Here is a 14,579-nt window from a genome sequence, read left to right as displayed (position 1 = left end):
GGGCAAGTGCAACGTCAATAAACCGATGAGTGTCCTCGTTTATGCTTTCGGCCTGCATAATGGCTCCGATAAATGTTTTATCGGGATTTTTTGCCGTGAATTTGTCAAATCCTTGTTGGGCATACAGGGATGCACCTAAAAGGAGGAATAAAAAGTTAAAAACAGTTTTTTTCATTGCTTATATCTTTCTTTTGAATTTATTTCTTTTCCAATGTAACTTCTAACTTTAGCCAAACAATGATGTCGCTTGGCGTTTTTTGTATTTTGTCGTGGCTGGTCAATGAGTAATCCTGCCCCGACACATATAGTGTGCGCCGTTCGTTTCGGCTTAGTTTGGTAAAAAGCCCGATGTTGAGCAAGAAGCGTTTTTTCTCACTTAGTTTACCGCACTGTTCCCAATTGCCGCTCGGTTCGCGGGCTATAAAAAGTTCGTCCTTTTGCCATTTGGCGGCAAATTTTTCTTCTATCCCATGAGGCTTTTTTATAAAGATAGAGTCGTTGCTGATTTCTACTTCATCGGGGGTCGCAAAAGCTATTCGGTTGCCGAAATAGTTTTTTGTTTCTTCTTTTGCAAGGTTTGTAATGTTTTCGCCTGTAATCTTTTGAAACTCTTTGAGGTTTGAAGAACTGAACTTAAAAACAAGTTCTTTTTCAGAACAGGGTTCCGGTACAGGTGTTTCATTCTTATTGCAAGATGTCAACATCAGTATTCCTGCAATCAATGCTAAAAAGTTCTTTTTCTGAATTAAATGTGTCATTATAATTTCTTTTTTAAGGTTTTAAACGGTAGAAACTCTTTGTCTTTTTTAACCCACTGATAACTCATTAGGGTAGTCCATGAAACAGCAAAGGGTGTGGAATTCATGAGGGCATCTTTCATCGTAAATGTAAACTTCTCTGCCATAATTATGGAAAATATAAAATCCACAAAGGTATAAAAAGGAATACATGCGATGAATATGATAAGTAGCTTTGAGATCTTAATTATCATGGTCTTGTCTTATTAAAATGTTGAATAGTTCTAATTCTAAACGTTTATCGCTGTGTTCATAGGACTCAAATTTACAGATTTTTATTGTATGACAGATGATTTTTGCAAGGAATTTGTGTCTTTCTTATTGATATTTTTCCCACAGATAACGAAACGGGCCGAGCAATCTCTCGGTCACGCTCCGTTCGTCTGTCATCACCTCCGCCGTGCCCCCCAGTTCTCCTCTGAATTCGGGCTTTTTTCCGTAGGAAGTGCATAGGTCTTGCGGCAAACTTATGGTAACGGTGTAGGCGCTCTCGTCATCGGGCAGTAACGAAACAGACTCTACTTTACCCGTCAGAAAGCCGAATTCCATGTATGGATATCCGGTCAGGGTGATGTTTACCCGTTGTCCGGGCATCACCTTTCCCGAACCGCCGGCGGGCAACTTGATTTTCCCGATGATGGCTCCCGGCTCTTTGGTCACTATGGAGAATACCTTATCTCCGTTGCTTACGTTCTGGTTTTTCTGCCAAATATGATTGTAAGAAAGTATGCCGTTTGCCGGACTGATGAAGAGGTACGCCAGCTCCCAGTTCTCGATGCTTACTTGCAGTTCGTTATAGGCCGTTCTCAGAGCGGTGCCCAGCCTGTTGGTTTCACGGTTTTCCTCCATTCGGGTTTCTATTATCTTCTGTTGCAGTTGAGCTTCTTGTATGCGAGCAGAAGAGAGTGAGGTCATTAATTGTTCCCGGCTTTGCAGTACGCTTAGGAAAGATTGCTTGGCTTTTTCGTACTCCGATTGCGCAGTCAGGCCTTCATCGAACAGTTTCTTCTCTCTGCGATGTGCGGTTTCGGCTATGCCCACTTGCTCTTTGTCCAATCCGGCTTGCTTCTTCAAATGGCTGATGTAATTTCGGTATTCCTGTAATTCCCGTCGGGTGGCTTCCGTTTTCTGTTCGTACAGATTCAAAGAAAGATGGTTGTGATAATCTGTCAGACATTTGAGGAAAGAGGCGTAGGCATTTTGTATACTTCCCAAAGACAACCCTTCCGGAAAGGGCTGGTTATGGGTGCTGTTGTCTGTCGGGTCGAAAGTGGCTAACCTTTCTTTCAATAGCATCACATCTTCCGTTACGGCAGGGTTTTCCAATACGGCGATGACATCACTACTCCATACCGAATCCCGGTCTTTACGATACACTTCCTTTATTTTTCCGCTTCCCCGGGCCACCATCCATATCGGCGGATGCTCGGTGGTGATGGTGATTCCTGCCTTTATCACGTCGGGGTACTTAAAGAAACAACCACCGATAAAGAAGAGTGCCAGTACGACGAAGAACACGGTGATGCCCCATCGTATCAGCGCATGAGGCGGGCGTGTCAATATTTCCTGTACCTCCTCGCACCTCAGTTCTATTTCTTTCTCTTTCTCTTTCTCTTTCATATTCTGCCGTATACTAACCACTAACCACTACCCATTACTCTCTCTCTTTCCTACAATTCCAACTGATTCTTCACCAACCTGTAATATATCCCTTCTCGTGCCGTCAGTTCCTCGTGCGTGCCGGTTTCGGCTATCCGTCCCTGTTCCAATACCACTATCCGGTCGGCATTGCGCACCGTGCTCAGCCGGTGTGCCACGACAACCGACGTCCTGCCTTCAAGGAATTTTTGCAGATTCTCCATGATGATGCGTTCATTGTTGGCGTCCAGCGCATTGGTGGCCTCATCGAAGAAAATGAATCCGGGATTCTTATATACGGCACGGGCAATGAGTATACGTTGCTTCTGTCCTTGGCTCAATCCATGCCCTTCCTGTCCTATCTTGGTATTGTATCCCAACGGAAGCTCTTCGATAAACCGGTGTATGTTGGCCACTTCTGCCGCATGGCGCAGGCGTTGTCTGTCTATGTGCTCCACTCCGGGCGCAATATTTCCCGCTATGCTGTCCGAAAAGATAAAGCCGTCCTGCATCACAACGCCGCATTGCTTGCGCCACTCCCGTATGCTGAAGTTCTCCAGCGGAATGTCTCCCAGCAATATTTGTCCGCTTGCGGGCGGATAGAACCCCAGCAACAGCTTCACAAGCGTAGTCTTTCCGCTTCCGCTCATGCCCACGATAGCGGTCTGTCTGCCGGCTTTTATCTCCATGCAGATATTCTCTAATGTAGGCAGCTCGCTCAATGGATCGTATTTGAAGTTCAGGTTCTCTATTCGCAAGTCTTTCCCTACGGGTATTTCGCGTATGAGTTCCTTTGTAGCGTCTTCTTCATCGGGTTTCTCGCGCACTTCGCTCAGGCGGCTCATGCTGAGGCGTGCGTCCTGCATGTCTCTGACAAAGGTGATCAGTTCGTTTATCGGACTGTTCAACTGGCCGATGATATACTGCACGGACAGCATCATGCCCAGTGTCATCTCTCCTTGCACCACGAGCGAAGCCACCAGCCCTGTAATCACGATGTTCTTCGTCTGGTTTATCAGTACGGCTCCCGAATCCTGATACTGCCTCAATGCAAGGCTTCTGATATTTACCCTGAACAGTTGCGCCTGTATGCGTTCCCATTCCCACCGTTTCTGCTGTTCGCAGGCACTCAGCTTTATCTCTTGCATGCCGTTCACCAATTGCACCACGCTGCTCTGGTTGGCGCTTTGCTGTGCGAAGCGCTTGTGGTCCAGTTCAGCCCGTTTCTTCATGAAGATGTGCACGTAGGCCACGTAGAGTGCGCTCCCTCCCATGAAGAAGAGGAATATAGTGACGCTGTACATCAGCAATACTATGCCGAATATCACGATGTTGAAGGCGGAGAACACCACGCTGAGGCTGCTCCCGGTCAGGAAGTTCTGTATGCGTGTGTGGTCGTTGATGCGTTGCAGGATGTCTCCCGTCATTTTGGTGTCGAAATACCCCATGGGCAGTTTCATCAGTTTGACGAGGAAGTCGGATATAAGGGCGATGTTGATGCGTGTTCCCAGATGCAGCAATATCCATCCGCGGATGAAATCGACGGCGCTGCTGCTGACGGTCAGCATCAGTTGGGCAATGAGTACCAGATAAATGAAACCGAGGTTTTGGTTGTTGATGCCGAAGTCCACGATGCTTTGTGTGAGGAAAGGCAGCATCAGCTGTATCATGCTGCCCAGCAGCAGTCCCAGCAACAATTGCCCCACCAATTGCTTGTAGGGACGCAGGTAAGCATACAGAAAGCCTAAGCCCTTGCGCTCTGTCATTTCCTTTTCGTCTTCTCCGGCATAAAACTCCGGCGTAGGCTCCAGCAGCAATGCCACTCCCGTGCCTTCTCCGTCTTTTTGGCTGCTTAGCCAGCATCGGCAGAACTCCTTTCGCGTATATTTCAGTTTCCCCGCTCCGGGGTCGGCCACCCATACATGCTTTTTGTCCGTCCGGTAGACCACGACAAAATGCTGCTGATTCCAATGTACGATGCAGGGCAAAGGAGCTTCCGCCAGCATTTCGTAGCTCACCTGTACGCAGATACTCCGAAACCCTATCTTCTCTGCCGCTTCGCTGATGCCCAGCATGGATACTCCCTCGCGGGTGATGAACGACCTCTCCCTCAGCCCCTCCAACGAGTAACGCTTGCCATAAAAGGCTGCGACCATGCGCAGGCAGGTAGGGCCGCAATCCATGACGTCGTGCTGGGAGTAGTGGGGGAATGGTTTCATTGTAGAAATAAACTGTCTAAAAGATTCGTAAGTTTGATTCCGAATATATCATATGCTACAATATTCCCGTATGGGTCAAGAAGATAGTTAGCTGGAATGCTTTTTATTCCTAAACGTTCTATGTCTCTGTCAAGTTGATTTTGTTCGTTTACGGCTGATAAATTGTATAAATCCTCCAGTTTATGACGTTTAATTCCATTTTTCCAGTTAACTTTATTAGTACCTAATGAAATGAGGCAAACGTTGATCTTGTCAGTATATCTCTCATAGATGTGTTTGGCCAAATATAATTCTTTTACACAGGGCAGACACCAACTAGCCCAAAAATCGATGAGGGTGTATTTCCCGATGAACTGTGATAGTAAGACTGATTCTTCCCGATTATTGGATAGACAGAAATTGGCAAGTGCAGTCCTGCTGGATATAGGACATACTGTCCATTGGTTTTCCGGCTTTTGGAAAAGGTTGTGTTGCTCTTTGCTTTTAAGTAATTTCTTTTTTCTTTTAAGGGAAGAGATTATTTGTATATTTCTTTTGGACTTAATATTGGCTCTCGGAAAGACTGTGTCTATTACTAATGTCCCAATAGGTGGATAGTCTGGAAAGCGTGTGTGTGCCTCCTGTCTTAGCTTCTTTATAGAATCCTCTCTGAATCCTATATTGGATAAAGAAATGAGTTCGCCCCAAACCAATTCAGGATGGACTGAATGTTTTAATGTATGTATCACAAGTTCTCTCTTTTTTTCTTGAATGATGTTAATGCTGTCTCTAATGGCACGTTGATATTCAACAGAGTTTGAATAAACATATTCTAGGCTATTCAATCTTACAATAGAAGCCAATAACTTCTCCCAATCATTCCAAAAATCGACATAATCGTTCGTGGCGGATGAGCCTGTTACTTTTTTATATACTCGTGCTCCTCCGTCTTTTTCGGTAATAGTTATGTTTATTTTTTCACCGGGTGATGGGATTAGAATAACATCATTAGGTCCTTTCTGAGAGAAAAATAATCTTACAGTTTTCTGATAAGGTATATAACCATAGAGAGTAACTTTTGTATTTTGAGGAGAAATCTCAGCAGAATCTTCTAAGAAAAAATCATTTCCATCAAGATAGTAAAGATATATTTTTTGTCGAACGGAGCTTAGTATACTATCTGTTTTTACAGTAATGGATATATTGGGAGGATATGTACTCCGGAATGAAAGGAGACATAAAAAGGATATTATTGTAAAGAATATATGATATACAGTTGTCATTTTAATGTTTTTTGTAAATAAAACGAACAACATCCGCAAATGATCAGCCATGTGATTTTGTTACTAATCCATAATACTTTATTGAATATCAATTCATTTGCGGGTGATTTAAGGACTTAGCTTAAAACTGGTTAATATGCTTTTTAAGCGACATAATGTACGTCATAGCATTCAACACTATAAATCTCACCATAGGCCTTCTCAAGAGAACGTTGTGCTTGTTCACTGGTCATCCCTTCGGGAGCAGTCAGTATATCTACTAGCTCATCTTCATCGTCAAGTCGACATAGGACAGCATCTCTTTCTGTCCCTCCGGTAATTGCATTCATCTGTCTTTTGTTCAGTTTGAATGCTTCAAAACTTGATAAATTTTTCATAATACAAATGTTTTTAATTAATAAAGAAGTTAATTTGAGATTCTCGGCGTCCCTTAAATCTCTTGCTTGGCTCGTGAAACCAATATCTTTATATCAATACATGTCTCAATCCGGGTAGCGGATAAACCTCTATGTGTAGTATCTGCTTGCTATGCTTACAGGAGCTTTGTTTATCCCTTGCATCTTTCTCGGTATAGTTTGCCGTGATGAGCAATTTCTGTTTTTTGACTCTCTATTGATTCATGAGGCTGTCCAATGTTTGTATGAGCTGTTCCCCACGCAGGTTTTTGGCTATGATACGTTGCTCTTTATCAATCAAGAAGTTTGCCGGAATAGCTTTGATGTTCAGTTGCCGCAACAATTCAGAAGGCTCTCCTGTGTGATATGTCCCGATTAAATGTTTAAAAATCTGTGTAGAATCTTCCTTTATAGCCTTTCCCCATTCTTTATGGTTGCTATCAATGGAAATTGCATATACTTCTAATGTTCTATATCTCTCTATATTTGCCTTAAACACTTTCATGTGCTCCCGACAAGGTTTACACCAACTTGCCCAGAAATCTATAAGCACATACTCACTCTTCGGCACGAGTGCTATTTTATCTCCTTCCGTGTTCCAAAAAGCCAAATATATTTTCTCCCCTAAAGAGGTTTTCAAAAGAGGGAAATGTGTTCTTTCTCGAATGATATTATTGGCTTTCTGAGCAGCAATCTTGGACATCTCGCTTATTGGCAATGCCTTCCTTTTACGCGCTAATTCTTGCAAAGCAATATCATGTGGGAATTTGTTGGCAACAATATTCAAAATATTGCTAACCTCCCCTTTTCTTTCAGGAAAATCATACTTAAGATATATACCTAATTTATATGCGATACATGAATTTTTGGCAGAGTTGAGAAGATGGGATAATCTGGAAAACCACTCGGATTTCAACACCTCGGTTTGTTTGTTGTTTTTTACTTTGACTGCTTCTTTTAGACGATTTAAATACAAGTTTTTTTCCTGTTTAATGGAGTATAGAAAATTATGCAAATTTCCTTGTCTGGCTTTTGTGTCAAAGGAGGATTTGTATCCGTCTGTCTCATTGATATCAAATATGACATGAGTATCCGGCTCTACTCCTATATGGAAAGTATATGGACCTCTTTTTGAAAAAGATAGAATCATAGATGAGGCAAATGGTATAGAAACTTCTAACTCTACCAGATGCTGCCCTTTTCTTATAAAGGCAGAGTCGAAAAAAGTTGCTTCATTTCCGGAAATCCAGTTTTTGTATCCTCTCAGATATACCCATTGATCTTCGCTGCAAATGTAATCGTCCAAATTCAAAATAATTTTTGATTTGGAGGGGAAGTGGCCTATTCCTTTGGGAATCAAATTTATAGCAATGAATAATATAAATAACAAATTTTTCATGATGTCCTTTCTTGAATGAGAGGCAGCCTCATTAATCTTAACCGCAATCAACGAGGCTACCAATAACCTTAGTTACTTACTACATTTACATACAAGTGACAATTGCATCCGGCGCTTGCTCTGAAACAGCATCTTCGACTTCTTCTAACGTAGCATCACTTTCAATAGTACGTACATAAGTTCCACCATATTCATCTGCGTAAAAGACAACACAGTGATAAAGCGTACCTCCTGCAATTGCATTCATCTGTTTTTTGTTCAGTTTGAATGCTTCAAAATGATTTAAGTTCTTCATGATTAATAAGTTTTAATTTTGATAAAAAGTTAATTTCGGGCTTTATTTAAGGCTGAAGTCCAAGAACAGCCTTTGGCTCGCGAAACCAATATCTTTATGTCAATACATATCTCAATTCGGGCAGCGAATAAACCTCCGGGATGTAATGCCTGCCTGCTATGCCCACAGGAGTTTTGCTTATCCCTTGTGCCCGGCAATATTCCTGCTGTTCTCGCCACATTTGTTCGGCTTCGGGGTCGATGGGATATTTCCCCGCTTCGCTTATCGTTCTGTTGTTATACCATTCATCCAGCAGGGACATGGCTTTGTGCCAGCCTTCTGCACGATATGCCGCTATGACGGTTTGCGCCACATATTCCCCCGATTTGTCGTTTGGAAAAGTCTGCAGTACCATTGATAAGGGGATGGCAGATGATAACTCTTTGATTTGCCGGTGTACTTTTGCGCAGTTTCCACAGTTCGGATTGGTGACAATCATTACTCGTTCGCCGTCTCCGCTTTGGTTCAGTAAAGCCGCCGTTTCCGCTATGGGGCTTTCTATTTGCGCTTCGAGAGGCAACAGGCGTTGAAAGGCTTCGGGCGTCAGCAGGTATGCCATCCGTTGACGCAATGCGTATTTCTCTTGTCGGTCTTTGCACAGGTTTTTTATCGAAACTCCTGCCATCAGGCAGATGCATCCGATGGCAGCGCATGAGTATAATGCGTATGGAGAGATGTGGAATGCAAAAAGGTATCTGCTGCCATAAAGCAGGGCTGCACTTGCCCATATCGTGACATTTACCAACATGCAGAGCATGCATGCTTTGCGTATGATGAAAATCTGGTAGCCAACGGAATAAACTGTGACACACAAAGCAGCGATGCTGCAAAGGGCGGCTACACCATAAAACTCGTTCGGGCACAGCAGGCCGAAGAGGAACAATGTGGCAAAATAGAGCAGGGAGAGTTCGCCCAAGCTCATGCCTGCAAAGCTTGCTCCTTTGGAATGAAGCACCTTGTTGCAATCCACCGCTTTACCAATGTGGCAAAACTTCTCCAGAAAGTGTTCGTTGAACAGCTCTTTATAGAGGATGGCCATGGAAAGAAGCACGCCAAGCGCCGAGATACCTGCGTATGCCGTCAATGTGTGAGGATGTTCCTGCCGCAATACGGTGAGTATGCCGAGGCACAGCATCAGAAACACGGCAATGAAAGCCTTATGCTTAGAGGGGGTGTAGGCGATATTCTTCCAGAAGTAAAGAGGGTCGGACGGGGGCTTCTCCGTAACTTCGCTCAACAATACAGTACCTGTCCATTTCTTCAAGAACACGTCCGCTCCTATACGGTACTTTTTGCCTTCCGAATTGTAGAATTCCACGATGGAATCGTCCTTTTTCGTCACTGCGCAGAATGGAGCTTTACTCACTTGCAGCATGGTGATGAATGGGGCATCCACTTGTGCAAAATAGTCTTCTGAAGGTGGAAGTTGATACACCTCGTTCTTTATGCGGAGCGCATCCAATGCATCGCTGATACCCCGCAGGCTATTACCTGCAGGGGTATCGAGCAAACGATGCACAGTGCCCCGGCTCACCTTTACGGACAACGCCCGCAGATAGCGATAAAGAACAATACCGGTGTCGTTAACAGTCATCATTACTGATAAGTGTTTGTTGTTAGAGTTGTTATAAAGAGAATGAACCTTGTAGGGATACACTTTCGGTCTCTATCCTTATCAGATAGTTTCCATAGGACTTACTGCTCAAGTCTATGGAAAGTTTGGTGGGGCTATCGTGTGTTTCTGAATAGACTATTTCGCCGGTTGATTGGTTGGATATGGTTATGACCGCCGTATGATATGTATTGACGAAATAAATGTTTACCACCTTATTATATAAGTGTGCATAAGCCGGTTGAAAGATAATCCCGCGCGTAATAGGTTGGTTATCCGGACCAATATCGGGGTCGTCTTCCGTCGGGTCTTTATCCGAGTTGCCGTAATAAATGGTAAGGGGTATTTCCGTATAAGAGTTAAAACCTCTTGCTTGGATTGCTGCTTTGAATCCGATTAATAGCAATGTCATTAGAAAAATAGTGTGTCTCATGTTATTTTTGTTTTGGTTTGCAACAAAGATAACACAATCTCATGGTAAGTAGGTTTCCGGAAAGTGTTGCATTTTTGAAGAAAAGTGTAGTATTTTGCGTGTTCCGTGTTGCATTTACTCTTTTATATACCCATTTACCATGTTTTTTAGTAGTTTTTGCAGTTCTCCTGCTTGGTAAGGCCTTCCCTTCTTCTGCAAGACAGAACGCTCTAATCTGTAGATGCCGGTACGTTCTTGTTGAACGACTTTTCCCTCAGCCCCTCCAACGAGTAACGCTTGCCATAAAAGGCTGCGGCCATGCGCAGGCAGGTAGGGCCGCAATCCATGACATCGTGCCGGGAGTAGTGGGGGAATGGTTTCATGTTCAATCTTAATCTAATCTTATTTATTTCTTACCATAGTGTCCAAGTCTTTTCCAGCCTCGGGATATTGCCTCGCTAATGTATCGATAAAGTCTTCATAACAAAGATGTATTTTTCTATTATATTGTTGATAAAACAGAGTGATGCTTGCAATAAGTCTATCATAACCTATTTCCTTGGCTATATAATCTAAGACTAACGGTCCTTTACGATATACGACAGTATTATTGTTATTTTCTGTAATATCTATTAAAGGAACGTCATCCTTTGAATTCTTTATCTTTTGATATTCTTCCTTGTACTGGTCTATTAAATCTTTGTATGTTTTCTCGCCGAAATAATCTCGTATGAACATAAGGGTCATAAATTCATTTAAAGATTCTTTGATAAAGTAGGCTCCGGCTTGTCCGTCGTTTATTAGTAAAGTCCATTCGCCCAACCAGCGATGTCCTATTTCATGCACTAAAGGGTAAATGTTTGGATATGTTGAAAACTTTTCTTGTGAGGCAGATATAAACCCGATGTTATATCTATTGCTGAATCCCTCTCCATTGTGAAACAAAAAAATGGGATACGATGTGATACTATGCGACTCGGACAGATAGTTATCTTTATATATTCTGCTGAAATATCTTATGCTTTCTGAAATTAGTGTCAATAGTTCATTGTAGCGCTCTTCTTTACATTGCATGTTACGAATTTGATATATTTGTACAGACTCCGGAATTGCGGCCGTCGTTTTCATATATACTTCCTTTCGGATAAAGGCCAAAGATAAAGATTGTGCTAACACATTGTTTATTCTACATGAATAATTGTTTAGGCTGTCTTTGTGCATGGCATACGAACTTATCAACGACAAAGAATCAGGTAATGATACTTTGACAGACAAACTCATATTGATATCGGGAATGTACGGATAATAATACTCCTCATAACTTGTCTCCCATAGTTCGGCATCCCCTTTACCGTAGACAAAAAATGAGGTTAGATTAGTGTAGTTGTATTCCATACTTATTGCTACCTTTTGAACGGAAGGACGATAGTAAATTATCTGCTTGTTTTCTTTACGATAATCATATTTTAGTGATGTGTTTCCATACACAATCAAATCGTCTACGGATAGTTCGAAAGGTCCACCAAGATTCATACAAATGCTGTCTGCATCTTGAAAATCAATGATAAAGGAGCAGATTACACGCATATTGGCTGCTTCCGAATATCTTTTGTCGAACGATAAACTGTAATTATTTATCTTTTGCCCCCAACAAATTGCAGGAAATAGGCTCATCCATAGATAAAAGAAAAACAGAAGAATATTAGTTTTCATATCTTTGTCTATGCTCTATGATGCAATTCATGGCATCAGGTAAGTTGTTTTTGATATATTGATAGGCAGATAAATACTTGTCAAAAAGTAATTGCTCTAATATGCAATGGAGTTTTACAGGTGATTTAGTTGTTTTATTCACGGCATATCGTTCTGCCATACAACCGCCGGAACAAAAGAAACGCACCTTACAATTATTACATTCTGTTGTACTTTGGATAAATTTGGCCTTATATAGTGAGTTTAAATGTGAGTCTATTCCTGTATATATATCTCCAATTTTAGTGTCAGGTATAGGAGTGTAATTCATGCAACTAAAAACATTCCCATTGTCGGTTACTGCAAAAAGATTAATACCTGCTCCACAAGAAAAATAATTTTTTTTTCGCAAAGCGATATCACGTATAGTTTCTAAAAAATAAAATCCCCAAATAAATTGTTGATTTTGCATTAATTCATAATAGAAATCAAATAACTCTTCAAATTCGTAAGATAGTCTAGAGAGATTTTCCTCATACCAAGCTGCATAGTCATTTTGCTTGTTCTGAGTATTAAAGCAGAAAGCTAAATGGTATGGAATCTTTTGATTTTCAAAGAATTTGGCAATTGATAATAAATTAGAATTTCCTGCAACAACCGTTGCTCGAAGATCTATATTTATGAGATTCTCTTTCAGAGTAGTGATATTCTCCATAATTACTGAGAATGTATCTTTGTGAGGATTAGAATGAGGTCGTAACTTATTTGTAATATCTCGTGGCCCATCAATACTAATCATTAATGAGAAGTCGTACTTTTTCAGTAACGATAGAATTTTATTATCTAAAATTGTACCATTAGTTGTTGCTGTGAAGTGGAGAACTTTTTCAGGATATCTTTTGTGGGTTTCTTCTACTATTTTTTCTATTGTTTCGATTTCCAAGAAGGGTTCTCCGCCAAAAAAAGCAATAGTGTATTCACTACTATTTGGATTAATAGTCATCATGTAGTCTATAGCTTGTAATGAGGTTTCTACATTCATGCTTTTGAATGCAAATTTCTTATGATTATTTCTGGCAAAACAATAGGGACACAGTAAATTACACTTTCCCGATACGTTAAGAACAATGCATGAAGGTTTGAAAACCTCTTCCTTACTTTCCTCCACTAATTGTTCGCTATATTCTGCTATGGTTGCATTCAAGATATCATATATTTCATTACATGTCTTTAACTCTTCTGGAGTAGGTTGCTTGTTTTTCAGGCAAACGTCTAGGTATAGCTCCACATCATCATTATCAACATGAAATATTAAACCACTAGGTATGTGGCAGAAATATTTTTTTGTCTCCGAAAAAAAAACATTTAGGTCTTTAGATGGCATTGAATACTTTTTCATAACAGTAAATATGGATTTGTTTTTTATAATAGAGTGGAATGTAATCATAGTAGATACCATTCCACTCTATATTTTACAACGAATAATATATAGACATCTCTATCATAAGTAGGGATGAATCTATATTATGTAAGAATTGGATTAGCTCTTATAAACTATCCTTTTATCCCCAAGGATTGCGAGGCCCTTTAATTTCATGCGCTGTAGCTGACGCTGTATTAGGACCGCAGTATTTGCCTTCTGCTACTAGACATTGTCTCAACTCTACGGTTGCACAAAAAATTAGAGTATGGCCGCCTCCTTTAATTTTGTCTGCATTCTCTGGAGTGAGAATCCTTTTCGCTTTAATCTTCATAATACGAAATAATTTAAGTTAAACATATTGGCGGAATTGAGATTTTTGACGTCCCTCAACCTCTTTTCCTTTTTATAGGTTCGCGAAACCTGTTTTTTATCTTAGTGATATAAAATCATTACCTCTATTAAGCGTCTTTTTTTATCTACGCTTAATATCGTTATAGTAATGTAGGCTGAACCATCCTTTTTTGTTACTACGCAGAACGGAACTCCACTCACTTGCAGCATGGTGATGAATGGGGCATCCACTCGTGCAAAATAGTCTTCTGAAGGTGGAAGTTGATACACCTCGTTCTTTATGCGGAGCGCATCCAATGCATCGCTGATACCCCGCAGGCTATTGCCTGCAGGGGTATCGAGCAAACGATGCACAGTGCCCCGACTTACCTTTACGGACAACGCCCGCAGATAGCGATAAAGAACAATACCGGTGTCGTTAACAGCCCTCATTACTGATAAGCGTTTGGTGTTATAAAGAGAATGAGCCTTGTAGGGATACACTTTCGGTCTCTATCCTTATCAGATAGTTTCCATAGGACTTACTGCTCAAGTCTATGGAAAGTTTGGTGGGGCTATCGTGTGTTTCTGAATAGACTATTTCGCCGGTTGATTGGTTGGATATGGTTATGACCGCCGTATGATATGTATTGACGAAATAAATGTTTACCACCTTATTATATAAGTGTGCATAAGCCGGTTGAAAGATAATCCCGCGCGTAATAGGTTGGTTATCCGGACCAATATCGGGGTCGTCTTCCGTCGGGTCTTTATCCGAGTTGCCGTAATAAATGGTAAGGGGTATTTCCGTATAAGAGTTAAAACCTCTTGCTTGGATTGCTGCTTTGAATCCGATTAATAGCAATGTCATTAGAAAAATAGTGTGTCTCATGTTATTTTTGTTTTGGTTTGCAACAAAGATAACACAATCTCATGGTAAGTAGGTTTTCGGAAAGTGTTGCATTTTTATGGAAAATCTATCATTTAGGTCTAAGTAATTGGCTATGAACAGCCTTATGAGTTATGAAATGCAGTAGGTAATGATTTAGCGACCTATCTTCAACAG

At 41.2% G+C, this 14,579-nt stretch carries 14 protein-coding genes; all 14 read right to left on the bottom strand.

From position 1 onward, the window contains the following. Nucleotides 1-197 precede the first annotated feature (197 nt). The 14 genes from EV202_RS14235 to EV202_RS14170 all read right to left on the bottom strand — a co-directional run bounded on the left by EV202_RS14235 (nucleotide 198) and on the right by EV202_RS14170 (nucleotide 14,405). Nucleotides 198-758 carry a hypothetical protein gene (locus EV202_RS14235; RefSeq protein WP_131927529.1) on the bottom strand — a complete coding sequence of 187 codons (561 nt, stop codon included), beginning with the start codon at nucleotides 756-758 and terminating at the stop codon, nucleotides 198-200. 357 nt (nucleotides 759-1,115) lie between these two features. Continuing rightward, nucleotides 1,116-2,417, bottom strand: coding sequence for an HlyD family secretion protein (locus EV202_RS14230; RefSeq protein WP_131927528.1), 1,302 nt, complete (start codon nucleotides 2,415-2,417; stop codon nucleotides 1,116-1,118). Between the two features lie 50 nt (nucleotides 2,418-2,467). Further along, nucleotides 2,468-4,654 (bottom strand): peptidase domain-containing ABC transporter, encoded by a 2,187-nt coding sequence (locus EV202_RS14225; protein ID WP_131927527.1) that lies wholly within the window; start codon nucleotides 4,652-4,654, stop codon nucleotides 2,468-2,470. Further along, nucleotides 4,651-5,916: a TlpA family protein disulfide reductase gene (locus tag EV202_RS14220; RefSeq protein WP_165899445.1), complete on the bottom strand. Its 1,266-nt coding sequence runs from the start codon at nucleotides 5,914-5,916 to the stop codon at nucleotides 4,651-4,653. Before EV202_RS14220 ends, EV202_RS14225 begins: the two co-directional genes overlap by 4 nt. 143 nt (nucleotides 5,917-6,059) lie before the next feature. Next, on the bottom strand, nucleotides 6,060-6,293 hold the full coding sequence (locus tag EV202_RS14215; RefSeq protein ID WP_131927525.1) for a hypothetical protein: 234 nt from the start codon (nucleotides 6,291-6,293) through the stop codon (nucleotides 6,060-6,062). A gap of 232 nt (nucleotides 6,294-6,525) precedes the next feature. Continuing rightward, a complete protein-coding gene (locus tag EV202_RS14210; RefSeq protein WP_131927524.1) occupies nucleotides 6,526-7,710 on the bottom strand; it encodes a TlpA family protein disulfide reductase in 1,185 nt (394 codons plus the stop codon). 85 nt (nucleotides 7,711-7,795) lie between these two features. Further along, nucleotides 7,796-8,005: a hypothetical protein gene (locus EV202_RS14205; protein WP_131927523.1), complete on the bottom strand. Its 210-nt coding sequence runs from the start codon at nucleotides 8,003-8,005 to the stop codon at nucleotides 7,796-7,798. 94 nt (nucleotides 8,006-8,099) lie between these two features. Further along, nucleotides 8,100-9,641 (bottom strand): vitamin K epoxide reductase family protein, encoded by a 1,542-nt coding sequence (locus tag EV202_RS14200; protein ID WP_131927522.1) that lies wholly within the window; start codon nucleotides 9,639-9,641, stop codon nucleotides 8,100-8,102. A gap of 28 nt (nucleotides 9,642-9,669) precedes the next feature. Continuing rightward, on the bottom strand, nucleotides 9,670-10,089 hold the full coding sequence (locus EV202_RS14195; RefSeq protein WP_131927518.1) for a DUF3244 domain-containing protein: 420 nt from the start codon (nucleotides 10,087-10,089) through the stop codon (nucleotides 9,670-9,672). A 209-nt stretch (nucleotides 10,090-10,298) separates the two neighbouring features. Further along, entirely contained in the window at nucleotides 10,299-10,451 is a 153-nt protein-coding gene (locus tag EV202_RS14190) for a cysteine peptidase family C39 domain-containing protein (protein ID WP_131927521.1), read from the bottom strand. Nucleotides 10,452-10,470: 19 nt separating this feature from the next. After that, nucleotides 10,471-11,781, bottom strand: a complete 1,311-nt coding sequence (locus EV202_RS14185; RefSeq protein WP_131927520.1) for a M1 family aminopeptidase — start codon at nucleotides 11,779-11,781, stop codon at nucleotides 10,471-10,473. After that, complete coding sequence (locus EV202_RS14180) at nucleotides 11,771-13,159, bottom strand: radical SAM/SPASM domain-containing protein (RefSeq protein ID WP_165899444.1); 1,389 nt, start codon at nucleotides 13,157-13,159, stop codon at nucleotides 11,771-11,773. Before EV202_RS14180 ends, EV202_RS14185 begins: the two co-directional genes overlap by 11 nt. Nucleotides 13,160-13,615: 456 nt before the next feature. After that, complete coding sequence (locus EV202_RS15320) at nucleotides 13,616-13,966, bottom strand: hypothetical protein (RefSeq protein ID WP_234878310.1); 351 nt, start codon at nucleotides 13,964-13,966, stop codon at nucleotides 13,616-13,618. 19 nt (nucleotides 13,967-13,985) lie between these two features. Then, a complete protein-coding gene (locus EV202_RS14170) occupies nucleotides 13,986-14,405 on the bottom strand; it encodes a DUF3244 domain-containing protein (RefSeq protein WP_131927518.1) in 420 nt (139 codons plus the stop codon). Nucleotides 14,406-14,579 lie beyond the last annotated feature (174 nt).

Origin of the sequence: Prevotella heparinolytica, assembly GCF_004342845.1 — a bacterium.
GTDB lineage: Bacteria > Bacteroidota > Bacteroidia > Bacteroidales > Bacteroidaceae > Bacteroides > Bacteroides heparinolyticus.
Note: the sequence above shows the minus strand (reverse complement) of the source record. Positions and strands in the feature narration are given on the sequence as shown.